At 36.2% G+C, this 26,256-nt stretch carries 24 protein-coding genes; 13 read left to right on the top strand and 11 right to left on the bottom strand.

Annotation, left to right across the window (positions count from 1 at the left end; translation table 11 throughout):
* Window positions 1–2 precede the first annotated feature (2 nt).
* Together G558_RS0101455 and G558_RS0101450 are read left to right on the top strand one after the other, a co-directional pair.
* Window positions 3–515 (top strand): shikimate kinase, encoded by a 513-nt coding sequence (locus G558_RS0101455; protein WP_028828574.1) that lies wholly within the window; start codon window positions 3–5, stop codon window positions 513–515.
* Window positions 516–587: 72 nt separating this feature from the next.
* Complete coding sequence (locus G558_RS0101450; RefSeq protein ID WP_028828573.1) at window positions 588–1,775, top strand: anaerobic nitric oxide reductase flavorubredoxin; 1,188 nt, start codon at window positions 588–590, stop codon at window positions 1,773–1,775.
* A 69-nt stretch (window positions 1,776–1,844) separates the two neighbouring features.
* On the opposite strand, the gene G558_RS0101445 is transcribed toward G558_RS0101450, so the two are convergent.
* Window positions 1,845–2,774, bottom strand: coding sequence for a GNAT family N-acetyltransferase (locus tag G558_RS0101445; RefSeq protein ID WP_028828572.1), 930 nt, complete (start codon window positions 2,772–2,774; stop codon window positions 1,845–1,847).
* A 168-nt stretch (window positions 2,775–2,942) separates the two neighbouring features.
* Between G558_RS0101445 and G558_RS0101440 the strand changes: the two genes are divergently transcribed.
* Complete coding sequence (locus G558_RS0101440; RefSeq protein ID WP_028828571.1) at window positions 2,943–3,974, top strand: M42 family metallopeptidase; 1,032 nt, start codon at window positions 2,943–2,945, stop codon at window positions 3,972–3,974.
* Between the two features lie 78 nt (window positions 3,975–4,052).
* On the opposite strand, the gene rlmN is transcribed toward G558_RS0101440, so the two are convergent.
* On the bottom strand, window positions 4,053–5,099 hold the full coding sequence (rlmN, locus tag G558_RS0101435) for a 23S rRNA (adenine(2503)-C(2))-methyltransferase RlmN (RefSeq protein WP_028828570.1): 1,047 nt from the start codon (window positions 5,097–5,099) through the stop codon (window positions 4,053–4,055).
* A gap of 156 nt (window positions 5,100–5,255) precedes the next feature.
* On the opposite strand from rlmN, the gene G558_RS0101430 reads away from it, so the two are divergent.
* Window positions 5,256–5,897 (top strand): HD-GYP domain-containing protein, encoded by a 642-nt coding sequence (locus tag G558_RS0101430; RefSeq protein ID WP_028828569.1) that lies wholly within the window; start codon window positions 5,256–5,258, stop codon window positions 5,895–5,897.
* 54 nt (window positions 5,898–5,951) lie between these two features.
* Here the strand turns inward: G558_RS0101430 and G558_RS0101425 are convergent, their stop codons facing one another.
* Together G558_RS0101425 and G558_RS0101420 are read right to left on the bottom strand one after the other, a co-directional pair.
* A complete protein-coding gene (locus G558_RS0101425; RefSeq protein WP_036931364.1) occupies window positions 5,952–6,626 on the bottom strand; it encodes a response regulator transcription factor in 675 nt (224 codons plus the stop codon).
* A gap of 16 nt (window positions 6,627–6,642) precedes the next feature.
* Window positions 6,643–7,797, bottom strand: a complete 1,155-nt coding sequence (locus G558_RS0101420) for a sensor histidine kinase (protein WP_028828567.1) — start codon at window positions 7,795–7,797, stop codon at window positions 6,643–6,645.
* A gap of 196 nt (window positions 7,798–7,993) precedes the next feature.
* Here G558_RS0101420 and G558_RS0101415 point away from each other — a divergent pair, with 196 nt between their 5' ends.
* The 3 genes from G558_RS0101415 to G558_RS0101405 all read left to right on the top strand — a co-directional run bounded on the left by G558_RS0101415 (window position 7,994) and on the right by G558_RS0101405 (window position 12,248).
* Window positions 7,994–9,385, top strand: coding sequence for a sigma-54 interaction domain-containing protein (locus tag G558_RS0101415; protein ID WP_028828566.1), 1,392 nt, complete (start codon window positions 7,994–7,996; stop codon window positions 9,383–9,385).
* A 247-nt stretch (window positions 9,386–9,632) separates the two neighbouring features.
* Window positions 9,633–10,802, top strand: a complete 1,170-nt coding sequence (locus tag G558_RS0101410) for an alanine dehydrogenase (RefSeq protein WP_028828565.1) — start codon at window positions 9,633–9,635, stop codon at window positions 10,800–10,802.
* A gap of 36 nt (window positions 10,803–10,838) precedes the next feature.
* The gene (locus G558_RS0101405; RefSeq protein WP_028828564.1) at window positions 10,839–12,248 is read left to right on the top strand and encodes a Na+/H+ antiporter NhaC family protein; all 1,410 of its coding nucleotides are present in this window, start codon (window positions 10,839–10,841) and stop codon (window positions 12,246–12,248) included.
* A gap of 108 nt (window positions 12,249–12,356) precedes the next feature.
* Here the strand turns inward: G558_RS0101405 and G558_RS0101400 are convergent, their stop codons facing one another.
* Window positions 12,357–12,839, bottom strand: coding sequence for a DMT family transporter (locus G558_RS0101400; protein WP_028828563.1), 483 nt, complete (start codon window positions 12,837–12,839; stop codon window positions 12,357–12,359).
* Between the two features lie 9 nt (window positions 12,840–12,848).
* Window positions 12,849–13,271, bottom strand: a complete 423-nt coding sequence (locus G558_RS0101395) for a DMT family transporter (protein ID WP_028828562.1) — start codon at window positions 13,269–13,271, stop codon at window positions 12,849–12,851.
* Window positions 13,272–13,387: 116 nt separating this feature from the next.
* On the opposite strand from G558_RS0101395, the gene G558_RS0101390 reads away from it, so the two are divergent.
* Complete coding sequence (locus G558_RS0101390; RefSeq protein WP_028828561.1) at window positions 13,388–14,068, top strand: cyclic nucleotide-binding domain-containing protein; 681 nt, start codon at window positions 13,388–13,390, stop codon at window positions 14,066–14,068.
* 55 nt (window positions 14,069–14,123) lie between these two features.
* Here the strand turns inward: G558_RS0101390 and tkt are convergent, their stop codons facing one another.
* Window positions 14,124–16,115 (bottom strand): transketolase, encoded by a 1,992-nt coding sequence (tkt, locus tag G558_RS0101385; protein ID WP_028828560.1) that lies wholly within the window; start codon window positions 16,113–16,115, stop codon window positions 14,124–14,126.
* Between the two features lie 189 nt (window positions 16,116–16,304).
* Between tkt and G558_RS0101380 the strand changes: the two genes are divergently transcribed.
* The 5 genes from G558_RS0101380 (at window position 16,305) to G558_RS0101360 (ending at window position 21,866) form a co-directional block, all read left to right on the top strand.
* Complete coding sequence (locus G558_RS0101380) at window positions 16,305–16,649, top strand: zinc ribbon domain-containing protein YjdM (RefSeq protein WP_028828559.1); 345 nt, start codon at window positions 16,305–16,307, stop codon at window positions 16,647–16,649.
* Between the two features lie 156 nt (window positions 16,650–16,805).
* On the top strand, window positions 16,806–17,600 hold the full coding sequence (larE, locus tag G558_RS0101375) for an ATP-dependent sacrificial sulfur transferase LarE (protein WP_051188390.1): 795 nt from the start codon (window positions 16,806–16,808) through the stop codon (window positions 17,598–17,600).
* A 53-nt stretch (window positions 17,601–17,653) separates the two neighbouring features.
* Entirely contained in the window at window positions 17,654–18,370 is a 717-nt protein-coding gene (gene larB, locus G558_RS0101370) for a nickel pincer cofactor biosynthesis protein LarB (protein WP_051188394.1), read from the top strand.
* 16 nt (window positions 18,371–18,386) lie between these two features.
* Window positions 18,387–19,634 (top strand): nickel pincer cofactor biosynthesis protein LarC, encoded by a 1,248-nt coding sequence (gene larC, locus G558_RS0101365; RefSeq protein WP_028828556.1) that lies wholly within the window; start codon window positions 18,387–18,389, stop codon window positions 19,632–19,634.
* A gap of 30 nt (window positions 19,635–19,664) precedes the next feature.
* Window positions 19,665–21,866: a DNA topoisomerase gene (locus tag G558_RS0101360; protein ID WP_028828555.1), complete on the top strand. Its 2,202-nt coding sequence runs from the start codon at window positions 19,665–19,667 to the stop codon at window positions 21,864–21,866.
* 93 nt (window positions 21,867–21,959) lie between these two features.
* Here the strand turns inward: G558_RS0101360 and G558_RS0101355 are convergent, their stop codons facing one another.
* From G558_RS0101355 to G558_RS0101340, 4 genes are all read right to left on the bottom strand, one after another.
* Window positions 21,960–22,871: a glycine betaine ABC transporter substrate-binding protein gene (locus G558_RS0101355; protein ID WP_242825192.1), complete on the bottom strand. Its 912-nt coding sequence runs from the start codon at window positions 22,869–22,871 to the stop codon at window positions 21,960–21,962.
* A 46-nt stretch (window positions 22,872–22,917) separates the two neighbouring features.
* The gene (locus G558_RS0101350) at window positions 22,918–23,568 is read right to left on the bottom strand and encodes an ABC transporter permease (RefSeq protein WP_028828553.1); all 651 of its coding nucleotides are present in this window, start codon (window positions 23,566–23,568) and stop codon (window positions 22,918–22,920) included.
* 43 nt (window positions 23,569–23,611) lie between these two features.
* The gene (locus G558_RS0101345; protein ID WP_028828552.1) at window positions 23,612–24,733 is read right to left on the bottom strand and encodes an ABC transporter ATP-binding protein; all 1,122 of its coding nucleotides are present in this window, start codon (window positions 24,731–24,733) and stop codon (window positions 23,612–23,614) included.
* Window positions 24,734–25,053: 320 nt separating this feature from the next.
* A complete protein-coding gene (locus G558_RS0101340; protein WP_051188388.1) occupies window positions 25,054–26,238 on the bottom strand; it encodes a DHHW family protein in 1,185 nt (394 codons plus the stop codon).
* Window positions 26,239–26,256: the final 18 nt, after the last annotated feature.

Genomic DNA, 26,256 nt, shown 5'->3' with positions numbered 1-26,256 from the left:
TTATGAAGAAAATTTCTAAAAACATTGTCCTTATAGGGATGCCAGGCTGCGGGAAAACTGCCATAGGAGAAAAACTGGCAAAAGCCTTAGACCTGGAATTTTGTGATGTAGACACCTATATCGAGGAAAAATGCAAGATGACAATCCCCGAAATATTTAAAAAGGGAGAAGACTATTTCAGAGAAATAGAGACATGCGCTCTGGAAGAAATTTCAAAAACATACCCAAAGGTAATTTCAACAGGCGGAGGCATAGTAAAAAAACAAAGAAACATAGAAATCCTTAAACAAAATGGCATAATCATTTATATCAACAGACCGGTAGAAGAAATAGTAAAAGACATTAATATTGAAAATCGGCCACTTCTGTCAGGTGGAAGAGAAAAAGTATACCGCCTGTATGAGGAAAGGCGCGAGCTGTATGAGATGTATTCAGATATTGAAATTGTAAATGATATGAGCCAAGAAGATGCAGTTTCAAAAATAATAAACTGCTTATATGTACACTTAGACTAAATAATAGTATAATGTTTATAATATGATATTAAGTTGAATTTTATTTTAAGTGTTAGAAAGGCAGAATATATCATGAAAAAGCTTGTAAAAAATAATGTATCTTGGATAGGTAAGGTTGACTGGGAACTTCAAAAATTCCATGGAGATGACTATTCCACACATAATGGTTCAAGTTACAACTCTTACTTGATTCAGGAAGAAAAAAACGTTTTGATTGACACTGTATGGATGCCATTTGGGAAAGAATTTGTTGACAATCTTGCTTCAGAAATTGATCTGAATGATATTGATTATATAATTATGAATCACGGAGAAGTGGATCACAGTGGTGCTCTTGTGGAGTTAATGAAGAGAATACCTGAAACACCAATTTATTGTACCGCAAATGCAGTAAAGTCACTGAAGGGTCAATACCATCAGGATTGGAATTTTAATACAGTAAAAACTGGAGACAAGCTGGATATAGGTAATGGAAAAGAACTGATTTTTGTTGAAATGGCTATGCTTCACTGGCCAGACAGTATGGCAACATATATGACTGTAGACAATATTTTATTCAGTAATGATGCATTTGGACAACATCTGGCAAGTGAGAAACTATTTAATGATCTTGTTGATCAGTGCGACCTGTTTAATGAGGCAATAAAATATTATGCAAATATAATAACTCCGTTCAGCCCTATTTTAAGAAAAAAACTGGATGAAATAATAGCGCTAAATCTTCCTATAGAAATGATAGCAACAAGTCATGGAATGATCTGGAGAGATAATCCTATGCAGATTGTTGAAAAATATATACAGTGGGCAAATGACTATCAGGAAAACCAGATCACAATAATATACGATACAATGTGGAATGGAACAAAACACGTTGCTGAAAAAATTGCAGAAGGAATAATCGCTGAAGATAAAGACGTTGTAGTAAAGCTGTTTAACCTTGCAAAAAGCGATGACAATGATCTTATAACAGAAATATTTAAGTCAAAGACTGTTTTGATAGGTTCTCCAACGGTTGGAAACAGTGTGTTGCATTCTATTGCAGGGTTTATTCATATGGTAAAAGAAATGAAATTTAAAAATAAAAAAGCAGCTGCATTTGGATGTTATGGATGGAGCGGCGGGTCAGTAAAAGTTATCAATGAAATGATGGACAAAGCTGGCTTTGAAATAATAGACGATGGTTTTAAAAATCTTTGGAACCCTGATGAAGAAATGAAAAATGCAGCTTTTGAATATGGAAAAAACATAGCCAAAGCGTAATTTTATTAAGCAAAGTAAGGACGTCTAAAGGCGTCCTTTTTTGCGCATAGCGTAAGTTTTTATCCAAGGTTAAATTGATAACTTAATCCAGTGCCCCATAATACTTTTAATCTTAAAACCTCTCTTCTTGTACATTTCATAAGCCACGGTGTTAGGTTCAAGTACAATAAGCTCTACTTTAAGTTTATTTCTAACGAGATATTGGATGGCTGTTTCTAAAATTTTTTTTCCATATCCCATTCCTCTTTTATATTTAACTATTCCCAAATCAAACTTTCCAATACCGCGCTCTATGTCAATATAAAAATCTAAAAACCCTATCTTCACCCCATTATCCCATACAATAAAATGAGACACTCCGTCTTTACCTTCGAAAGCTTCCAAAGCCTCAAGGTCTCCCATAAAGCTTCTGTGAGGAGCGCCTTCAAAGCTGTCATTATAAATATTGATGTATTCCTCTATACTGAGCTCTTTAATATCTCGGAGCTCCAGAATTTCATTTTCCAAATCCCTTCTGTTATCGTCAAGCTTCATGACAAAAGATCTATAAGCCTTTTTATATCCATCCTTGTTTTTAAACAGCTCCATAAGCTTGAGTTGAGAAGGATTATCTGAAAAACCCAACCTTATATCCACCGCCCCATTTTCTTTTCCAAAGGCTTTTAGCCTGCCTACAATTTGTAAGATTCCTTGTTCAATGTAATTGCTACTATTTCCAACAGTGTTTTCAAAGTAAGAATTTATAGCAGAAACTTTATGTATATAGGCGCATTCCAACAGCTTCAAGGTCTCCATAACCAAAAATCCCTTACCAACAATGTCACCTTCATTAAAGGCAAAAAACATACCTCTTCCTTTATCATATATCTTACTGTCTATGCAGTCTTTGATATAGTCATCTTGTAGTTCATCGTTGACCCTCATATAATCCAGGGCTTTTACTTTTTCATCTTCTTTCATATCTAAATATGCAATCACCTTAATATCCATATATCCCATAAAAAATCCTCCTGATATTTGATTATCCTTCAGTTTTATGTTAATACAAATTAATGAATCATGCAATTAGAAATAATATTAAAATATTATTTTTTTGAACACTTGCACAAATTTGAATATAGGGTTAAGATATTAGTGTAAGAAAATTAAAATTGGAGGAAAAGTAATATGGATAAGTACCTGGATTACATAATGCAGCAGGCAAAAGAATTACTGGACATTGACAGCCCATCAGGATTTACTGAAGAGGTAAGCAATTATCTTATGAATGAATTCAAAAATCTTGGTTATGAATCACAAAAAACTGTAAAAGGGGGAGTGATGGCGCAAATCCCTGGTAAACAAAAAGATGATGCGATTATGCTGGATGCTCACGTGGACACTCTGGGAGGTATGGTAGCAGAGATAAAGTCAAACGGGAGACTCAAAATAACAGCGATAGGTGGTCTCAATGCTAACAATGTAGAGACCGAAATTTGCAAGATATACACAAAATTTGACGGAGTATATGAGGGGACGTGCCAGCTGATAAATGCATCTACTCATGTAAATGGAGAATACAATAACATTAAACGTACATTTGATACGGTTGAGATCGTACTTGATGAAAAGACATCTTCTAAAGAAGATACCAAAAAACTTGGAATAACAAACGGGGATTATGTGTGTTTTTCGCCGGCTACGAGAGTCACTAAAAGTGGTTACATAAAAAGTCGTTTCCTTGATGACAAGCTCAGTGCAGCGATACTTCTTGGATATGCAAAATATCTTAAGGAAGAAAACATAAAACCTCAACGAACTGTTTTTCAGCATTTTACAGTATTTGAAGAGGTTGGACACGGTGCAAGTGCATCTGTTCCTGAAAATGTAAAAGAAATTCTTTCTGTAGATATGGGATGCGTTGGAGAAGGACTCGAATGCACGGAACATGAAGTTTCAATATGTGTAAAGGACAGTGGCGGGCCATATCACTATGATATAGTTAAGGCGCTTATAGAAGCGGCTAAGAAAGCCAATATAGGCTACGCTGCTGATGTATATCCATTTTATGCATCAGATGTGGATGCTACCCTCAAAGCCGGGTTTGACTTCAAGCATGGTCTTATTGGGCCGGGTGTATACGCATCTCATGGCTATGAAAGAAGCCATATGGACGGGGTGGAAAATACACTTAAACTGTTGATTGAATACCTGAGATAAGATATTTGGATTTAATAAATAAAAATGTTTCAAATGTATATAATATTAATTAATCATACTGCACTGTTAGATTACAATTTATGTGGACAATGCGGAGGGAGCCTGGTAATTTGATTTATAATTTGCTCTCAGTTGTCCGCAGGCCGCATTTGATGAAGATCCAAAGACCTTTCTCATAGTGACGGGAATATCGTTTTTTTTAAGGATATCATAAAATTTCATGATACTATCATGAGAACTCTTTGAAAAATCGGTATTTTGCGTCTCATTATAAGGAATAAGGTTAACGTGACATCTCCTGTCTTTTATTAGATTAGCAAGTTCAAGAGCGCATTCGACAGTGTCATTTACTTCATGTATCATAACATATTCAAGAAAAACCTTTTTGTTTACAGCTGAGGTATATGCATCAATAGCTTTCATGAGTTCGTTGACTGGATAGACCTTGTTTATGGGCATTATCTTGCTTCTTAGAGCGTCGTCGGGGGCATGAAGGCTCACCGCTAGAAGGCAGCAGTCTGGGTGCGAAATATAATCATATATTTTGGGAACAATCCCACATGTCGATACTGAGATGTGGTTTTTTCCTAGAGCAAGCATATACGGATTATTTAGTATGCTTATAAAATTCATAACATTATCGTAATTATCAAATGGTTCACCCATACCCATCAAGACTACATTAGATATTTTTATTGAAAGTTTCTTCTGGATGGAGACTACCTGAGCAGTCATTTCCCATGTTTCGAGATTCCTCGTTTTTTTCTGCCTTCCGCTCTGACAGAAGCTGCATCCCATGTTACAACCTACCTGTGTAGATATACACAGGGTATTGCCGTAATTCTGGCGCATTAGAACAGCTTCGATTACATTGGAATCAGGTAACTTGAAAAGAACCTTGATTGAATCCTCTGACTCGCAGATTTCTGCTGTTTCAAGAAGCGAAATTTCAAAATTTGTATTAAGCATAGACTTTATTTCTTTATTGACATCATTCATATCATCAAAGCTAAGAATAGGGTATCTGTAAAGGGATTTTGCAATAAATGCTACCTTGGAAGTTTTGATTTCTTTATTAAGCAGATATTTTTCCAGCATGGAAAATGTAAAACCGTATATATTCATATTAGTCTCCTTGATTTCATAGGTATATATTATCATAAATGAAGAATAAATGGAATAAGGGACTAATGTCCCGAATTGTTAGGACATCAAAAGTATAGACAAGGGACAACACTCAAATCTATAATTTAGGTATAGGTATAAATTTAGGAGGAGCAGATGACAGATGAGAATGAAAGCGTGTACTCAATAATTAGAGAAACAAGTGACTGCAGCTCTAGAACGAAGCTCTTGGAATGCAATACGAAGTCTAACGAGTCGATAGATTCGCTTCTAAAGCTGCTTGAATCTCAAAATACTGAAACTATGGAGCATACGATAAGGATGAGAGACAATGCCATTCTTGTAGGCAGTTATATGGGAATGTCAATAAACAATCTATGTGAACTGGATTTGGCCACAAGACTTCACGACATAGGAAAAATAGCAGTTCCAGAGGAAATTCTGCGTAAACCATCAAAACTTACATATGAAGAGTTTCAGGTTATTAAAACACATTCAGAAAATGGGTATAGGATTGTAATGGCTTCTGAAGGGCTTGGCAATATTGCTCATGCCGTGAGATGTCATCATGAAAAATGGGATGGTTCAGGATATCCGCTTGCTCTGAAAGAGGAGGATATACCAGTGATGTCAAGGATAATATGCGTGGTTGATGCATTCGATGCTATGACAAATGACAGACCCTATCATTGTGCGGCCGATTTTAGATATGCCATGAATGAAATAATTGAATGCAGTGGAACTCATTTTGACCCAGACGTTGTGAAAGCTTTTGTAAATGTTATGGAGAAAAAATAAAATACAGATTGCCTTTTAATATAAAAAGGCTATCTGTATTTTTGATTGTAAAATTTAATGTTTAAGAGTGGTGTTGTTTAGTACAAATATTGTAGCTTGAACCCTGTCTTTGACATTTATTTTTTTAAATATTGAGGTTATAGTGTTTCTTATGGTTTTTTCAGAAAGGAATAATTTTCCAGCAATTTCTTTGTTAGTGAGTCCCTTTGAGATATATCTGAGGATTTCTTCTTCTCTTTCATTCAATAAACAAAAAGGATCGGCACTTTCTAACTTTGTAGCATGTTCTTTATTGTTTGAAGGTTCATTTATTATATTAAATACATATTTTGTAAGCGTCTGATCTATGTAGTTGCCGCCTGAATAAACATGTCTTATAGCATCAGTAAGCGTGCTTCCAGCAGACTCTTTAAGAATATACCCATTTACCTTGAGATCTATAGCTTCTTTAAGTGTCCCGAAGTCATTTTCTACGGTTAACAGTAGAACTTTTAGATAAGGATGTGTCTCCCTTATTAATTTAAGGGCATCCAGACCACTCATTACAGGCATATTTATATCAAGAAGCAGTATATCACAGGAAGTATTATTTACTATGCTTATTGCTTCGCCTCCGTTGGAACCTTCGCTTACAATTTCAATATCGGGATAGAATGATAAAATCTGTTTCAGGCCTTCTTTTATAAGTGGATGATCATCAATTATTATGATTTTGATTTTCTGAGTCATTTGTTCTCCTTCTGTATCATACTGGCAATTGGATTCTAAACACTGTACCTTTATCAATCTGGCTGCTTATCTTGAGATGCCCATCTAGATCATGTATCCTTGTATATACGTTCGAAAGTCCAAATGATTTTTGTCCGTTTGAGAACTCTTTGAGATCTTCGGGTACGTTAAATCCTATACCATCATCTATCATATTGATATATACATATTTTTCTGATGACGTCAGACTGAGGACAACTTGAGTTGCCTGAGCATGTTTTTTTATATTGTTTATAAGTTCTTGTACGATTCGGTATATAGTAGTTTCTATGCCTTGTTCAATAATAACATCACATAATTCAAAACGAAATGAAGTCGAGGTTTTTTCGGAATCAATAATTGTGTTCAGGAGATTTTCAATAGACCCTTTGAGTCCCATTTTTTCCAGAGGAGCAGGGGTCAGATTAAACAATATGTTGCGAACTTCTGTGAGAGAAGAGGCAAGATCTGCTTTTAGCTGATCAAGTATTTTTAAGCCTTTTTCGAGATCATGCCTTAGTACGGTTTTGCAAAAATCTACACGCATCTGAGCACTTGCAATTTGCTGGGCTGGTCCGTCGTGAATGTCTCTTGCAATATGTAGTTTTTCATTTTCAATTGATTTTAGAAAAGACATATACTGTGCAGAAAAAGCGCTTTGATTGTTGTTGTTATTTTCTTCTTCAGAAGAGGAAGAAAGATGTGATATACCTGTTTGAAGATAAGAAAGCGAAACCACAAGCTGTTGAGCCATATGTTCAGCCTGAGATATGTAAAACTGATTTCGTTTAAGCTCAAATTCAAGGTTGTTACGTCTTTTTATGAGGGAGTCTTCAACTTCTTCCAACTTAAGAAGCTGGCTGTGGATTTCGTTTGCCTGTTGGTATGTTTTGTGAAGTCTTATTCTGCCTGTTTCACTGAAATCTTCGGACGCTGCAGCAAGTTTTTGTCTCATTTCAGTGTCCTGAACTGTGAGCTTTTTAACATCATCCATCATAAGTGGAATTTTGATTTGAAGGTCAATTAGTTCCTGCTTTTTCTTTTCATATTCTGATTGCATATTTCCGATCAAAGACATAATAGAGTCTTTATTTACTTCGAGCGAGGAAATTGTTTTTTCCATGATTTCGAGAAGTTGTTCTTTATTATCCATTAAGTCACCTCGTTAAATTGTATATAAATAATTATACTGTATTTTAACTGTTTATGCAAACTACTTTGGCCCTGTAAGGTTTAATATTATAGATATATTTGTACCTTCTATGTGTTATAATGTTAATACGTATTATAAATAGAAAATTATGAAAAATCATAATAAAAAAGTTGATTTTGAGAAGGAGAAAATTCAAATGTATCTGATGCCGAAGATTTTCAGTGATAAAGGTTATATAGACGGGATAACAGTCATAGATACTGAAGGTGAAATACTTTTTACTGCAAAGCTGAATAAAAAACTTAATGAAGCCAGAGAGGGTGATGAAGAAGTCGTAGGAAAGCGACTGTTTGAAATATACAACAACCTTAATCGGGAGAGCAGCACCATGTTTAAGGCGATGGAACTAGGATCTCCGCTATATATTGAAAATCAGGTACTAGAATTTGGATCTGGTCAAGAAACTGAAATAACATCGCTTTCCATACCTATTAAATCCAAAGACAAGATTGTAGGCTGTATTGATCTTTCTGTGAGTGAAGGGATAAATGAAGAATGCGTTGAAGTCATAAAACTGGATTCAACTATATTCGAGGAAATTGATATAGAAAAGCTATCAAAGTCAAAGACATCTGCAAAATATTGCATTGAACATATAATAGGCGTGGACAGCACCATGCTTGAAGCAAAGAAATACATAAAAGTAGCTGCGGGATGTGACCTTGCAGTGATGATATATGGAGAGACAGGAACTGGAAAAGAACTATTTGCTCAGGCCATACATAATGCCAGTGGCAGAAAAGAGAGACCATTTATAGCTCAGAACTGCGCGGCAATACCAGAAGGCTTAATGGAGGGACTCCTGTTTGGTACGGTAAAAGGATCTTTTACAGGAGCAATAGACAGCCCAGGGTTGCTAGAGATGGCAGAAGGCGGAACTGTATTTTTTGATGAGATAAATTCAATGCCTGTGACCCTCCAGGCTAAGCTTCTCAGAGTAATACAAGACAGGGAGTATAGGGCTTTAGGTGGGAGCGAGATAAAAAAATTGGATGTAAAAATAATATCTGCAATCAATAAAAGACCAGTGAAAGCAATGGCAGATGGTGACATAAGAAATGATCTTTATTACAGGCTGAGCCAGCTTAATATAGATATACCTCCTCTTAAGGAACGTAAAGAAGACATTCCTCTTTTTATTAATTACTATATTGCCAAGTATAATGGTATATTTGGGAAAAAAATAAAATATATATCCAGGAAATTTTATGAAAAAACAATAGAACATGACTGGCCGGGAAATGTACGAGAACTTGAAAATGCTGTAGTACAGGCTATGAGTAATATGGATAGCAGTAAAGAGATAATGGAGTTTGAAGATGTAGAAAGGCGGATAATGGGAGGTCATGATCTTGTCAGTGCCAGTGTCATTGAAAAGTCACTTAGAGATATAGTGGGTGATTATGAAAAGGGTATAATTCAAAATATCATGGAAATGTGTGATTACAATATTTCTAAAGCAGCAAAGATGCTTCAGATACCGAGACAGACCCTTCAAAGAAAAGCCAAGTCTTTTGATATAATATAAAATAATGTAATTTATATGACCGCAAATGGGCATGAGTGTGCCCATATGTGGTCATATTTTTTAAAAAGGTATGAATTTTAAACTACAAAGATAATATGACAATTCTCGTAGAAGTAGATGTAAGCCTTGAAAATACATGGCTTAGCGAAAGATAGTATTGTTTTATTTACCTTTCCAGAGTTGGCACACTAATTGCTGTATTATAAAGCAGTCAGGCAAGCTATTATAAAAGTGGAAGGAGAATAAAATGAAATTTGGAGTACTTAAAGACATTAAAATTGGAGAAAACAGGGTTATTGCGACTCCTGCAGAAGTAGCAACAATATGTTCGGATGGACATGCAGTATATGTACAAGCTGAAGCAGGTGAAAAAGCAGGTTTTGAAGACTTGGAATATCAAGAAGCAGGAGCAACCATACTTAACTCTGCCAAGGAAATTTATGACACATGTGAATTTATAGCAAAGGTAAAAGAAATAGAAGAACCTGAATATGATCTTCTCAGGGAAGGGCAAATTATCTTTACTTGCATACACCCCGCATCCCATCCAGAGGAAGTTGATGCAATGATTAAAAAAAAGGTAATTGCTTTTACGGCAGAAGATTCACACAGATACGGTTCTCCTAACTGTGAGGCTGCAGGAAAACAAGGAGCACTTATGGGTCTTGAGTCAATGCAGTCAATAAACGGAGGAAAAGGTAAATTTGTTTCCGGATTGGCCGGAGCCCCAGGAATAAAAGTACTTGTGCTAGGAGGGGGAATAGTAGGTAAATCTGCACTTCAAGTACTGCATTCTTTGGGAGCCTGGTGTACGGTTGCTGACATAAACATAGGTACTATGAGAGAAATTGGCAGAAAGTATGATGAGAGGGTAAACACAGTCCTTTCAACAAAATATAATATTACAAAGCTGCTCCCTGAAATAGATATAGTACTTAACTGTGTAAAATGGCCAAAAGGTTGCAAGGAGTACCTTATAGACAGGGAAATGCTAAATTTAATGAAAAAGGGATCAGTTATCGTGGACATAAGCAATGATGAACAAGGCGCAATAGAGTCTTTTAAAGAGACAACTCATGAAAATCCGAGATATATTGAAAATGGAGTAGTTCATTATTGTGTGAGCAATATTCCGAGTCTTATTTCTCATTCGACATCAATAGCATATGCGGCTTCAGTACTTCCTCACTTCAGGTCCATAATGAATAATGGTATCGAAAAAGCATGCGAAAAAGATGGATTTCTTAGAAGAAGTCTTACCGCTTACAGAGGCTATCTTACACATGAAGAAACAAGCGCTATACAAGAAAGACCATGGATAAGGCCAGAAGACATTCTTAAAATTTCAAAAAACAAACTGGATATGGCTCCTCCGGCAACCGTGAGCAAATCAGAAAACTATTATGAAAGAGTTTAGATTGAAATTTGAATATATACCAAATAGGAGGCAATTATGCAAGAAATAGTTAATATGGGATTTATTTCTATAATACCAGCGATTATAGCCATCGTTTTATCATTTGTCACGAGAAACACTATTGTGTCACTTATGAGTGCCTGCATAGTAGGGACACTGCTTGCGGGTCAAGGAATAATGGGGTTTCCAACACTCTTAAAAACAAGTCTGGGAACAACGAGTTTTGCATGGATAATGCTTCTGAATACATTCATAGGTATCCTTGTTGCTTACTTCCAAAAAACTGGAGCCATACAAGGATTTACTAAGTATATGAAAAATAAGAAACTAAGCAGGGCAAGAGTGCAACTGGCATCATGGGTAATGGGAATGTTCGTTTACTTTAGTGATTCTTTCAGCCCGTTGTTTGTAGGGGCAACGATGAGAAGCGTTTCTGACGAAGCCAAAGTTTCAAGAGAAAAGCTTTCGTACATAGCTGACTCAACATCTGCTCCAGTAAGCGTACTTATGCCAATCACTGGATGGGCGGCTTTCCTGAGTGGGCTGGCTATTGGAGTAGGTAGTATAGTTACTCAAGAAGATGCGATGTCACTTTTTATAAAAGCGATACCGATGAACTTTTACCCAATTATATCTATAATATTCGTAGGGCTTATAGGGTCAGGGATTATTAAAGACTTTGGACCAATGAAAAAAGCTGAAGATAGGGCTATGAACGAAGGTAAGGTTCTTAGAGATGGAGCAGTTCCACTTATAGGAAAAGAGCTTACTGATATGGAAGCATACCCAGGGCTTAAGCAGAGGATATTTCTCAATTTTATTCTTCCAGTAATAATGATAATAGTAATAGCACTTGCAACATTTTTTACACTTAAATCAGCAAAAACAATGGAAGCATTCCTTTTTGTAATAATATTCATGTCAATAAGCATGGTTTTTCAGGGGATTCCTTTCAAGGAGGTAATGAACACAGCAACAGATGGAGTCAAAGGAGCAATACCGGCTATAATGCTCCTTGCGCTTGCATATTCAGTAAACCAATTGAGCAAAGATATGGGGACTGCAAATTATATAGTAGATATAGCAAAAGGATTCCTTACGCCACAACTTTTACCGGCAGTTATATTTCTTATATCTGCAGTAATGGCATTTTCAACAGGATCTTCATGGGGAACTTTTGCAATATGTATGCCTATAGCGCTTCCCCTTGCATTTAGTTTTTCAGGTGGGATGGTAACAACTCTTGTAGCGGCAGCTTTTGCAGCAGTAGCTGGAGGGGGTGTATTTGGAGACCATTGTTCCCCGCTTTCGGATACGACGGTATTAGCATCAACCGGTGCAGCAGCTGATCATATTGACCATGTAAGGACTCAGCTTCCATATTCTTTGATATGTGCGGGAATTGCATTGGCAGGTTACCTAATACTAGGGTTCGTGGGAATCTAATCTTGTATATATTTTACTTTTCAGGCAGGTGGGATGGCTCAACTGAGAGAGTTCACCTGCCTTTTTTATGCACTTTATCCAAAGCTATATACACATATTAAGGCCCTATTAATAAACATTTGGGTCATATAAGATGTTTTCTGTTTTTGAAGAATCAACGGATTTTTTTGAATCCAGCATGAGATTGTAGCTAAGACCCGCAAGTACAAGCAGTCCGCCTACAGTTTTTGGGATTGAAAAAGTTCTTGTTGTGGCATAGTCTATAAGAATGGCTCCAAAAAGCTGACCTACAAAAGAAAATAATGTAAAATAAAAAGCTGACATTTTTGGTGTCATAAAACTTGAGACTGAAACGACTATTACTCCAAGGACACCCCCAAGATACATATATGCAGATGTCTGAGAAATAGTTGACGCTGTTATCAGTGTGTCTTTACTTATGAACATAAGAATTAGAGATACCATAAGTCCGGTAAGGTTGTTAAAAAAAGTTCCCTGAAATACGCCTATTTTTTCGGCAAGAATAGAGTTTATTATTCTGGCTATGAGTACTGAAGCACCAGCCATTATTGCTGCTAATATATAAAACATGTGGACCTCCTAAAATACTGACATAATAATAATTCCAGCTAGTATAAGAACAAGACCGGTGATTTTTTGTCTTTCGAATTTTACTTTTTTCATTCCCATAAGGCCATAATGATCAATTATTATGGCAGCGAGAGACTGGCCAAGAAGGCTGACTGCAAGCGTAAGTGAAACTCCCATTCCTGAAAATGAAATGGTATTAAATATAACTGTTATTACACCTACTGCTCCTGCGCTGTAAAGATACCACTTTGCTTCTTTGCATCTGCCAAAGCGATGCCTGCCCGCAATTATTATCACAGTAATTGCTAAAAGACCAGCTGCGTGAATGAGGACGCTTGAAGTGTATATACCAAAAAAACCTGCAAGATATCCATTGAAAAGCAGCATTAGCGCTATTAACACACCGGTAGCTGCCGATATTATATTGTTCATATTTTACTCCTTTATTGTTATAATAATTATTATTATAACATGTTACATATATACAGTGATATGACATATGTCATATCACTTATCTTTATTTTTTTAACAATCTAAGGAGCGGTGCGATGAGAATAATAAATGATGATATTATGAAAGACACTCATATCAAAAAATATCAGATTGATGATATTTTCACTTTGGATATAAGGTCTGAGATGAAGCTTATTCTTTATAAAAAGGGTGAAATGCTGTGCACAGAAGGAGAAAATCTTGATTATATGCTTTTTCTCACACAAGGAAGGGCGAAATCATATATATCTCTTCAAAACGGAAAAAATCTCCTTATATGTTTTTATGAAAATTTTGAAGTTATGGGAGATATTGAAATTTTAGGAACTGAGCTTACTTCGGGGAGTATAGAAGCGGTTGAAGATACCTATTGCATAGGTATTCCTATGAACGTTGTAAATCCTGGGCTTATGGATGATTCTAGATTTCTGAGGTTTATCTGCAAAAGTCTTGGAGGTAAACTTCACAGGAGTTCTCACAACAGCTCTATAAACTTGCTATATCCTCTTGAAAGTCGCCTGGCAGGGTATATCCTGAAAACATCGGAACAAAGAGAAAAAGTGTATTTTGAAGTTAATCTTTCGGAAACTGCTCAGCTTCTTTCCACCAGTTACAGACATCTTCTTAGAACTCTCGAAAGTTTCTGTGAAGCCCGATATCTGAAGAAAGTTGGTGGGGCTTATGAAGTTGTAGATGAGGAAAGCCTTAGAAAAATGTCTGCAGAGGTTTATCTTTAAATTCAAAACTCCCTGATTCAGTTTACTTATTCTGAGTCAGGGAGTTATAAATTAATTATTTTTTCATCATTTGAACTGCGGCTTTAACAACGTTTTCTGAAGTGAAACCAAAGTGAGGAAAAAGGTCTGATGCTTTTCCAGATGCCCCAAAGCTATTCATTCCAATAAGCTCTCCGTCAAGTCCGATATATCTGTACCACTGCGCTGAATTTGATGCTTCGACAGCTATTCTCTTTCTTACATTCAAAGGCATTACTTTTTCTTTATATTCTGCTTCTTGTCTCTCAAATATTTCAAAAGATGGGATGCTTAATACTCTTGAGTCTATTCCAAGGGCCCTAAGTCTTTCGTGAGCGTCGTATATGAGTTCAACCTCTGAACCAGAAGCCATGAGGATTATATCAGGAATTTCCTTTTCAGAATCTTTGAGTATATAAGCGCCTCTTAGGGCATTTTCGCTGCTCTCTTTATATAGAGGAAGGTTTTGTCTTGAAAGTATCAAAGAAGTAGGAGAATTATGACTGGTAAGGGCGTGATACCAGCCCAGTGCAGTTTCTTTTGCATCCGCTGGCCTGAATACAGTCATATTAGGGATACTTCTAAGTGATGAAAGCTGCTCAACGGGCTGATGAGTAGGACCGTCTTCACCAACTCCTATGCTGTCGTGTGTAAGCACATACACAACCGGGATATTCATTAGAGCAGAAAGCCTCATAGCGGCTTTCATGTAATCAGAAAATATGAGGAAAGTGCCACAGTAAGGTACCAGGCCACCATGAAGGCGAATTCCATTTGTGATTGCGGCCATAGCGTGCTCTCTAACCCCGAAATGGAGATTTCTGCCATCTCTTGACGAAGCAGAATACTCGCCCTGATCTTTCATATGAGTTTTATTTGAAGGGGATAGATCTGCAGAGCCTCCTATAAAGTTTTCCATTATATGAGAAATACTGTTTATGAGATTCCCTGATGCCTCACGCGTAGATACAGCCTTTTTATAGTTTTCAAGATTTATTATATCTTTTAGGATCTTTGAAAAATCAATTTCGTGCCATCTGAGATATTCTTTGTAGAGCTCAGGATATTTTTTAGAGTAAGATTCCAGGAGATTGTACCAGCTGGATTCAGCTTCATTTCCTCTTTGTATCCATTTATCCATATGAGAATAAACTTCTTCAGGTACATAAAATTCTAAATCTGGGTCTAGTCCCAGTGTGGTTTTTAATTCTCTTACATTTTCTATTCCGAGTGGCTCGCCATGAGCAGATGCCTTCCCTTGTTTTGCAGGGCATCCGTATGCAATTTGGGTAGTAACAATAATAAGTGAGGGCTTATCTTTATTACTCTTTGCTTCATCTATTGCAGAAGATATAAGCTCGAGATCATTTCCATCTTTAACCTCAATTACCTGCCATCCATAAGCGCGATATCTGCCTGCTACATCTTCAGTAAATGCAATATCTGTACTTCCTTCTATTGATATGCTGTTGGAATCATAAAGCATTATAAGTTTTCCAAGTTCAAGAGTCCCTGCAAGTGAAGAAGCTTCTGAAGAAATACCTTCCATGAGACAGCCATCTCCTGCTATAACATATGTGAAATGGTCCGCGATATCAAATTCCGGGCGATTGAATTTTTTTGAAATATGAGATTCTGCTATAGCCATTCCAACAGCGTTGGCTAGTCCTTGTCCAAGTGGTCCAGTAGTTGTTTCGAGGCCTTCTGTGTGACCGTACTCGGGATGTCCTGGAGTAGAGCTTCCAAGTTGACGAAAATTCTTTATATCATCGAGTGACATGTCATACCCAAAAAGATGGAGCAAGGAGTAGACAAGCATAGATCCATGACCGGCAGAAAGTACAAACCTGTCTCTGTCATTCCACTTTGGATTTTTAGGATTATGTTTCATTTTAGTCCATATAGCATAGGCCATTGGCGCTGCTCCAAGAGGAAGTCCTGGATGTCCAGAGTTTGCTTTTTGAACAGCATCTGCTGAAAGTGAGCGTATAGTATTAATAGCAATCGTGTCGATTTTTTTATAATTCATATGATATTCTCCTTGTCAGAATGTATTTTTAATAAAAATTATCTAATTGATGTATATATACCGCTTATAATGCTTTTTGTAAACAAGTGTTTTGAAAAAACACAAGAAATATTTGTAAATGGAGTATGTTTATGATAATATTATGTTCTATTAACAATTAAGAAAATGATATTATGGAGGACTAAATATATGTCAAATTTGCCAGAGTGTTCAAAATGCGGATCTAAATATACCTATGAAGATGGGAATATGTTTGTATGTCCGGAATGCGCACATGAGTGGTCTCAGAGTACTGAAAATGCATCAAATTCAGATGAAAAAGTTATAAAAGATTCAAATGGTAACGTATTAAGTGATGGAGACAGTGTCACTGTAATAAAAGACCTCAAGGTTAAAGGTAGTTCTTCAGTTTTAAAAATAGGTACAAAAGTCAAAAATATTCGTCTTATGTATGATGGTGACCATGATATAGATTGCAAAATAGATGGTTTTGGAGCTATGAAACTAAAATCTGAATTTGTGAAGAGAATATAGTTGTAAGAGTGATTTTTACATTAAAAAATTGGGCATAAATATAATCGACAACACATCAGGTTACCATGAAGGTAAGTGCACGCTAAAGCGGATGCATTATGTTTTTGTGGTAATTTTTTGTTTACAATTTATGATATAATAAAGAGGTATATAGATATGAAAAAATTGAAAGCTTTACAGGATTTTATTAATACCCTGGCAGATGACGGGGTATGTATAGCATTTTCCGGGGGAGTTGACAGCTCTCTGATACTAAAAATCGCAGCGGATACAGGAAAAAAAGTACATGCGGTAATGTTTAGGACCAATCTTCATCCTGCTGGGGACGAGCCTGAAGCAAGAAAACTTGCAGCAGAGATGGGCGTAGATATAACAGTAATTGAAATTGACGAATTTTCAAACCCTGATATTCTCAAAAATCCGGTAAACAGGTGCTATCTATGTAAGAAAATGTTGTTCACGGAATTGACTGAATTTGCAAAAAACAATGCTTATAAAGTTATAATAGATGGAACTAACGCAGATGACCACAAAGAGTACAGGCCGGGTATAAAAGCTCTTGAAGAGCTTGGAATAGTGAGTCCACTTGCAGAGCTTGGAATAACAAAAGATGAAGTAAGAGAGTATGCAAAGGAGCTTGGAATAAGAGTACACAACAAACCGTCGGCGCCATGTATGGCAACTAGATTTCCTTATAATACAGATATAACAAGAGCAGATCTTCAAAAAGTAGAATTAGCCGAAGACTATCTGAAAGAATGTGGACTTAAAGTATGCAGACTCAGGGTACACTCTGATATAGCAAGGATTGAAGTAAGAGAAGAAGATTTTGAAAAAGTGATTATAAATCGTAAGAACATAGCAAAAGAATTCAAGAAAATCGGATTCACATATATAACGCTTGATATAGAAGGCTTTAGAAGCGGAAGCATGGACGTAGGGCTGAAATAAAATTATCGGAGGTAGATTTGAAAGATATACTTGAAGCATATAAAAACGGAGACATGGAGTTAGAACAGGTCATTGATCATTTGAAAGACCTTCCATATGAAGACCTTGGATACGCAAGGGTGGATCATCATAGAAAATTAAGATCGGGATTTGCAGAGGTAATTTTTGCACAGGGAAAAACGCCAATCCAGGTTGCAGAAATAGCAAAAAGACTTTATGAAAGGGAAAATTCATTTCTTGCTACAAGAGCGGATCAGGCTCAATATAATGAGGTAAAGAAAATTTTCCCTCAGGCTAAGTTTGAAGAACGTTCGGGAGTAATATTTGTAAAAGATGAAAAACTTGTACCAAGAGGCAAGATAGCTGTATGCACAGGGGGAACCTCTGATATTCCAGTTGCTGAAGAAGCGGCCATAACAGCAGAGATGTTTGGAGCAGATGTAGTAAGGATATATGATGTAGGAGTTGCAGGGCTTCACAGGCTGCTTAAAGTATTACCTGAACTTAGGGATATGAACGCTATAATAGCAGTAGCGGGAATGGAAGGAGCACTTCCGGGGGTCCTTGCAGGCCTTGTGGACAAGCCGGTTATTGCTGTTCCAACAAGCATAGGATATGGAGCGAATTTTGGCGGGCTCTCAGCTCTGCTTACCATGCTAAACTCATGTGCAGAAGGGATAGGCGTTGTAAATATAGATAATGGATTTGGCGCAGGTTACCTTGCGGCCCAGATAAACAGACTGGTAGTAAATGCAATTGAGAAAAAATAAGAGGAGGGTAAAGTTTATGAAAACACTTTATTTTGAATGTTTTTCAGGTATAAGCGGAGATATGACAATAGGAGCGCTGCTAGATCTTGGAGCGAGCAAAGAAAAACTGACTCAAGCCATCCAAAGTCTTTATATAGACGGGTTTGAAATTGATATAAAAAGCACTCAAAAATGTGGAATAACTGCGACGAAATTTGATGTAATACTTAAAACTGATCAACCCCACGACCATGGCCATCACGATCACGACCATGGCCATCACGATCATGACCACGACCACGGTGACGCGATTGAGCATCATCACAGGGGTCTGAGCGAGATAACAAAAATAATAAGTAATGCAAAAATAAGTGACAGAGCAAAAAAACTGGCTCTGGATATGTTTGATATAATAGCAGAAGCAGAAGCTAAAGTGCACAACCTTCCAAAGCATGAAGTTCATTTCCATGAGGTAGGCGCGATAGATTCAATTATAGATATAGTAGGAATAGCAGTTTGTATAGATGATTTAAATGCAGATGCTCACGTGTTTTCAACTCTTTATGAAGGACAAGGACACGTGTATTGTCAGCATGGAAAAGTTCCAGTGCCAGCTCCAGCGACACTTGAAATGGCTGTAAAGTATGGCATACCGCTTAAGATAACTCAGACTCAAAGTGAGCTTATAACTCCAACTGGAGCAGCTTTTGTAGCCAGTATAAATACGAAGTTTTCATCTATGCCACAAGGAACCATTAAGGCGGTTGGAATGGGAGCAGGTACTAAGGACTTTGCTCATGCGAACATACTGCGAGTTTACATGATAGAAGAAAATACTTCTTTGCAGAATGAAAATACTGATACTGTTTTGCTTATAGAGACAAATATAGATGATACGAGTGGTGAACATCTGGGATATGCAATGGACAGACTTTTTGAAAAAGGTGCGCTTGACGTATATTACACACCTGTATTTATGAAAAAAAATCGCCCGGCATACACCCTTAGTGTCATATGTGAAAAATCCCTGGAAACTGATATAATTAAAGCTGTTTTCGAGCATACCACTGCTATAGGAATAAGAAAGCAAGAACTTGACAGAGTAAAAATGCAAAGAAGTTTTGAAACAATATCCACAGAACTTGGCGACGTTGTTCTTAAACACTGCAGCTATAAGGATGTTAAAAAAACTTATTTTGAATATGAAAGTATAAGAAAATGTGCACAGGCAAATAATTTAGGATTACATGAGGTAGAAAACAGAATCAGCCTTATCAAAAAATAAAGCAGATAACTGGAGGCATCGTTGAAGAACATGAAAAAAATGATAATAGCAGAAAAACCGAGCCTTGCTATGGAAATAGTAAAGGCTCTTGGCAAGATGGAAAAACGCAACGGCTACTATGAAAATAGTGAGTACATAGTTAGCTTTGCATTCGGGCATCTTCTCGTACTTCAAGATGTGGATGATTATTTTGATCGTGAAAAGACCAGGTGGGTCCTGTATGAGCTCCCCTTTATACCGGAAAAATTTAAATTCAAAATAAGAGATGATGATGGGGTAAGAAAGCAATATGAATTACTGGAGAATCTCATTATAAGACCCGACGTAGAGATGATAATAAACTGCGGTGACGCTGACAGAGAAGGCGAAGTAATAATCAACAACATAATATACAGGGTCTTTAGTAGCAATAAAATTAAAAAGCCTGTAGGAAGGTTGTGGCTAAAATCCATAAATCTTGAAGAGATAAAGGCTTCTATAATGAGGATAAAAGATATATCTGAAACGGACAGCCTCTATAAAGAGGGGTTGGCCAGGACTTATCTGGACTGGCTCTATGGAATAAATCTTACCAGATATATAACTCTTAAGGCAGGGGATTTTCTGCCAGTTGGAAGGGTTCTTACCCCCATAGTGAAAAGGGTATATGACAGAAGACAGGAAATAGAAAATTTCATACCAGAAAAGTACACAGAGATAGACTGTACAATAAAAAAAGACTCCGAAGAATTTAAAGCCACTGTAAAAAACAGCAGATTTAGTGACATGAATGATACAGAGCTCATAAGTAAGACTATAGATGCACTCAATTCATCTGATTCTGTGGTTACAGATAAGCAGGTAAAGGCTGTAGAGAAAAAACCTAAAAAATTATTTTCACTTACCACACTTCAAAACCAAATGGTAAAGAGTTTCAAATTGACACTGGAAGATACTCTCAAAGCTGCCCAGGGGCTTTATGAAAAAGGACTTATAACCTATCCAAGAACCAACACGGAATACCTCCATTCGAGTGAAGCACAAGATGTCAAAAATCTTGTTGAAAAGTATACTGCAAAGGGATACGAGATAAAATTTAAAAATACAAAGGCTCTTTTTGATGACAGTAAAGTAGAAAGCCACAGTGCCTTGCTTCCGACCATAAAAAATGCAAATATAGATTCTCTTGGAAAAAATGAGCGTGAGGTCTATCAGACTATATTAAACAGATTTCTTGCAAACTTTACGTCGGAGAAAACTCTTGTGGAAGAAACACGCATAACTATAAGTACCCTTGCAGATGGACGGGATTACATTGTGGAACTTAAAGGGAATTCTATAAAAAAAGAAGGTTTTTATAAATATGAAAAACCGGATTCCAAAGAAAAACTCCTCCCGCAGTTTGCTATAAATGAGATTGTAGACACTGAATTCAAAGCTGGTCAAAAAGAGACCAGCCCTCCTAAACTCCTGACTATGGTAGATATGAACAATTATCTCAAGAACCCATTCAAAGAAGAGATAAAAGAGCTTAAAAATTCACCTTCAGAAACAGAGGATATCAGTGATGAATCAGAAGAAAGCTCGGAAGAAGATGACAAAGACTATGCTCAGATGCTAAGGGGGATTGAGATTGGAACCGTAGCTACAAGGGACAATATAATTTCAAACGCTGTCAAATATGGCTATATAACTGAAAAAAAGACGGTGCTTGACGTAACAGAAAAAGGAACATACCTTGTACAGGCCTTAGAACAACTCCACATAGATATGTCTAAAGAAAAAACTGTAGAGACTTCGATAATACTTAAGGACATATATAGAAAAGAAATACTTGTTTCAGAAGCTTTAACCAGGACTGCTCAGTATTTCAGAGAAATTATAGGACAAAAAACCAGCCTTACAAGAATGAAAAAATCAGGTGTTAAAACAAAATTTTCAGGAGAAAATCAAAAAGAAATAATTGGTAAATGCCCCAAATGTGGCAGGAATATATATGAAAATTCGAAATCTTATTACTGTGAAGGTTATAGAGAAGATCCAGAGTGCAGGTTTTCACTTTGGAAAGAAGACCGGTTTTTTATATCCAGAGGAACTACTGTTACAAAACCCATGGCAAAATGCCTTATAGAAGGAAAAGTAATAGCATTAAGAGGCCTGACAGATAAAGATGGGAAAAAATACGGAATGCTTGTAAAAATAAAGAATGTAGAAGGCAATTATGTAAACTTTGACATGCAGTTGGAGGAATAAAAGAATATTTTAGAGAAAATCACCCTTTCTTTATTTTAAATACTAAAAAGAGCCCTGTAATCAGAAAAGTTACAGGGCTCTTAATTCATTCTCTTAATCTGCGTTGATTATTCCGTTTTCAATAAGCCATTCTCTTGCTACAATCTTTGCGTCCTCACGGTCTATGTCTACTCTTGAGTTCATTGAGGCCATTTCATAGTCAGATATTTTACCTTCTAATAATTTCAATGCATCTTCAAGTTCTGGGTGAGAAGTCAAAGCGTCATTTCTTACAATAATAGAAGCATCGTATGGTGGAAAGAACTGCTTGTCGTCTTCAAGAATTACAAAATCAAAAGCTGGAATTCTTCCATCTGTTGCAAAAGATATGCTTACATCTACTTGATTCTCTTTAAGGGCTGTGTAACATAAGCCGGGATCCATGCCCTTAACTTCTTTAAATTCAATATTATAAAAAGGCTTTATGGAATCATAACCATCGGATCTTTCTAAAAATTCCTGTGTTGATGCAAACGTGAATTCGGGTGCATACTGTGAAAGATCAGATAAATTTTTAATACCCATTTCCTCAGCCATGTCTTTTCTCATAGTTAAAGCGAAAGTATTATTAAAACCAAGTGGTTCAAGCCATTTGATATCAAAATTATCTTCATATCCTTTTCTGACTGTTTCCAATACTTCTGCAGGGTTATTGATTGCATCCATATTAAGCACACTCATAAGACCTGTTCCTGTATATTCAACCATAATGTCAACATCACCGGTTTGCATTGAAGAGGCTACAACACTTGATCCTCCAAGGTAAGGTTTTCTTTCAACATTAATGTCTGTTTTATCTTCAATCACTTCAGAGACAAGATGCACAAGAATATCTTGCTCTGTAAAATCTTTTCCGCCTACTACAATAGTATCTTGGGATGAATCTGTGCATGCAGCCATTGTGAATAACAATACAAAAGCAAGCAAGCCTGTTGAGATTTTTCTGAGGTTTTTTTTCATGTTCATAAATAGAATTCCTTTCAAAAACTGTTTTTTTCATTACCATATTTTATTATCTTAAGCCTTTTGGAGTAGCCTTTTTTTCAAATAGCTTTAAGAGAAAGTCAAAAAATATTGCTAATATTGCAGCAGGTACGGCTCCGGCTAGAATTAATCCCGAATTAACTGAAGAAATACCTCTGAAAATAAGATCACCTAAGCCTCCAGCTCCAACCAAGGATGCAAGCGTAGTAACCCCTATAATGAGAACTGTTGCAGTTCTTATTCCAGCCATTATTATGCTAAGTGACAATGGTATTTCTACCATAAATAATATTTGCAATGAAGTCATGCCCATACCAGTGCCAGCTTCTTTTGCGCCTGGATCAACTCCTATTATACCTGTATAAGTATTCCTCAAGATAGGAAGAAGACCATAGATGGTAAGCGCTATTATAGCTGGTTTAGTTCCTATTCCAAAAAAAGGAATCATAAATCCGAGTAAGGCAAGGCTGGGGATTGTTTGAAAAACAGATGCAATCCCTATTATAAAATCAGAAATATTTCTGTGTCTTGTAAGCAGTATACCAAGGGGTACTGCAATTAAAATAGCAAAACCTAATGATATAAGAGTCAGCCACATATGTGATATGAGACTGTCAAAAACCATAGGCCATCTTGAAACAATGGTATCTATAAATTGATTAAATATATTTTCACCCATAAAGTTGTCCTTTCGTAGTATATAAGCTACTGTAATTAAATGTTTATTCTAAAATGTCATTAGAGAATAATTCTACAACTATGGCATTAGTTATAACACCTGTTACCTTATTATTTTCATCAAGTACCGGCAGATATCCCAGTTTTGCATTGTTAAGCAATGTTATTGCCTCGGTCATATACTGGTTGATTCCAATAGTAGTATGGTCAGTTTTCATTATATCTTTAACTGTCATTTCTTCGTTATCGTAGTTTTTGTAAATCTCCCATGCGCTGGCAATGCCCATGTAATTATTATCCTTGTCGACAAGAATAAGGCTGTCTACTTTGTTTTTCTGCAGGATTTTCACTGCTTCTGCAAGTCCTCGTGATGGCTTTACAGTTATTGCTTTAGACATGAGTTCACCTATAGGAGGGAAGATTCTGTGTTTAGCCTGTTCAAGCCTGTTTTCGCCAATAAAGCTTTTTACAAATTCATTTTCAGGATGACGAAGTATTCTATCTGGAGTTCCTATTTGAACGATTTCGCCATCTTTCATTATACAAATCCTGTCAGCTATTTTCAAAGCTTCATCCATGTCATGGGTTACAAAGACAATAGTTTTCTTAATATCTTCCTGGAGTTTTACAAGTTCGTCCTGCAACTGCTCTCTGCTTATGGGATCAAGTGCACTAAATGGCTCATCCATAAGTATTATTGATGGGTCTGATGCCAGTGCCCTGATTACGCCTATTCTCTGTTGTTGACCTCCTGATAATTCATTAGGATATCTATTTTGGTAAATTTCAGGATCCAATCCTACCATATCAAGAAGTTCATTTACTTTTTCAGTATAAACTGCGGGGTCCTCTTTTTTAAGTTTGGGGACTAAGGCAACATTTTCTGAAATAGTCATATGTGGAAACAAGCCTATCTGCTGTATCACATATCCAATATCTCTCCTTAGTTTAACCGGATTTTGCTCCATGATCGATTTGCCATTGATGTAGATGTTTCCTTCTGTGGGTTCAATCAATCTGTTAATCATCTTCATTGTAGTTGTTTTTCCAGATCCTGATGGACCAATTAAAACCATTAATTCCGCTTTTTTAATCTCAAGATTAATGTTATTTAATGCTTTAAATCCATCGTCATATACTTTAGTTACATTTTCAAATTTAATCAATAATATCAGCTCCTAGTCTATTTCTTTTTAATATTTTATACGTATTCCGGACAAACGCTCATTAAAAAGCATAACATATAAAAAGTTTCATGTAAAATGACATGGGCCCATATTGATAGTGGCAAAGTGGAATTAAGATGGTGGACCTTAATGTTAGAAGAAATAAACTTACATTATATATACTATAGAGAAATATTGTTTTTTAGGTATAAAAAAATTGTTGAAAAAATAAAGTAACTTTTTTTAAAGTAACTCATTTTTTCAACAATAAGTGGGTAATACTGACAATATTTGAAACTTGTATTTAAACTATACTTAAATTATTCGTTGTTGAGAACGGATTCAAGAAACTTGTCTCCAAAAAAAGTATTTGCATTGTAAAGATAGAGCATGTGAGATACCTGTTCGGTTTCTATAAGCTCGTATATATCTTCATAGTAGTACCTGGGATCAACTACAGTTATTCTGCTGAAATGAGCAGTGAGGAAAGGTATAAAGCAGTTGGCATAAGAATCTTTTATTATGAGAAGAGATCTTTCGTTTTTTGCGGTAGTTCTTATTTTCACAAGAGGATGATTGCCTCTCATAAAGATTTCGTATTTATTTTTTGTATCTAATTTTGAAGTATCATACAAAGATGGAGATTTTGATTTTTCTTCGACATAATTGACTACATATTGATTGTCTTGTGAGTTGGGGACATATACAGTTATAGTATCTCCATAATCCTTATAATAACCTGTTTTCGAGGCCAGTGTCCCATAAAAATCGTGAGATACACATAGTTTTTTGTAGTCCTCATCAGATGTGTCAAGATTCATGGCCTGGGCAAGTTTTTTAAAGACGCTGTAAGCTCCGTCGGTAGTCCAGTGATGATCAGTTCTGTAAAACATGGTAGAATCTGAAGTTTCAGACAGAGCTTCATGGGCATTTATTTTAGATACAGAATTATTTAAAGCGGAGTAGAAACTGTCTATATAATCTTTCTGATTTATAAAGGGAGCATTTTCTGGCAGGTGTTGAATCAGAATATCAGAAGCATTGGGTACCAATACGAAATAGGTCTTTATGGTCTTGTATCTGGATGCAAAGGCATTTATGGCAAGAGTTTTTTCATCTATAGAAAGCGAATCTGGAGTTACAGGTTTTTCAAAAAGAAAACCTTCAGATCCCCTAAAAACTTCATTGATTTCTCTTTTTCCCAGCATAAGATCTGACCTTGATTTCATCTCGACCCATAAAGTTCGCCAGGGCATCTGATCAGTTGAGTATTTTTCAAATTTTTTGCTGAATCTTCCACTCAAGATATTGTCAAAATCAAGTCTTGGAGTTTGAGCAAGAACCCTGTTTTCATTTTCAGAAAAATGCGTATCTTCAGTTACAAAACTTACTGTTCCGATAATGAGTATAAATAGTGCAAAAAACAGCCCCGATATTTTATGGAATTTTTGTTTTTTATGGTTTATATTTTCATTTTTATTTTTATTTTCAAAATCTGGATTCATGATGGTATCTTTCTATTT

The sequence above is a fragment of the Proteocatella sphenisci DSM 23131 genome (assembly GCF_000423525.1).
Taxonomy (GTDB): domain Bacteria; phylum Bacillota; class Clostridia; order Peptostreptococcales; family Filifactoraceae; genus Proteocatella; species Proteocatella sphenisci.
This window is presented reverse-complemented; position numbering and strand designations above follow the sequence as displayed.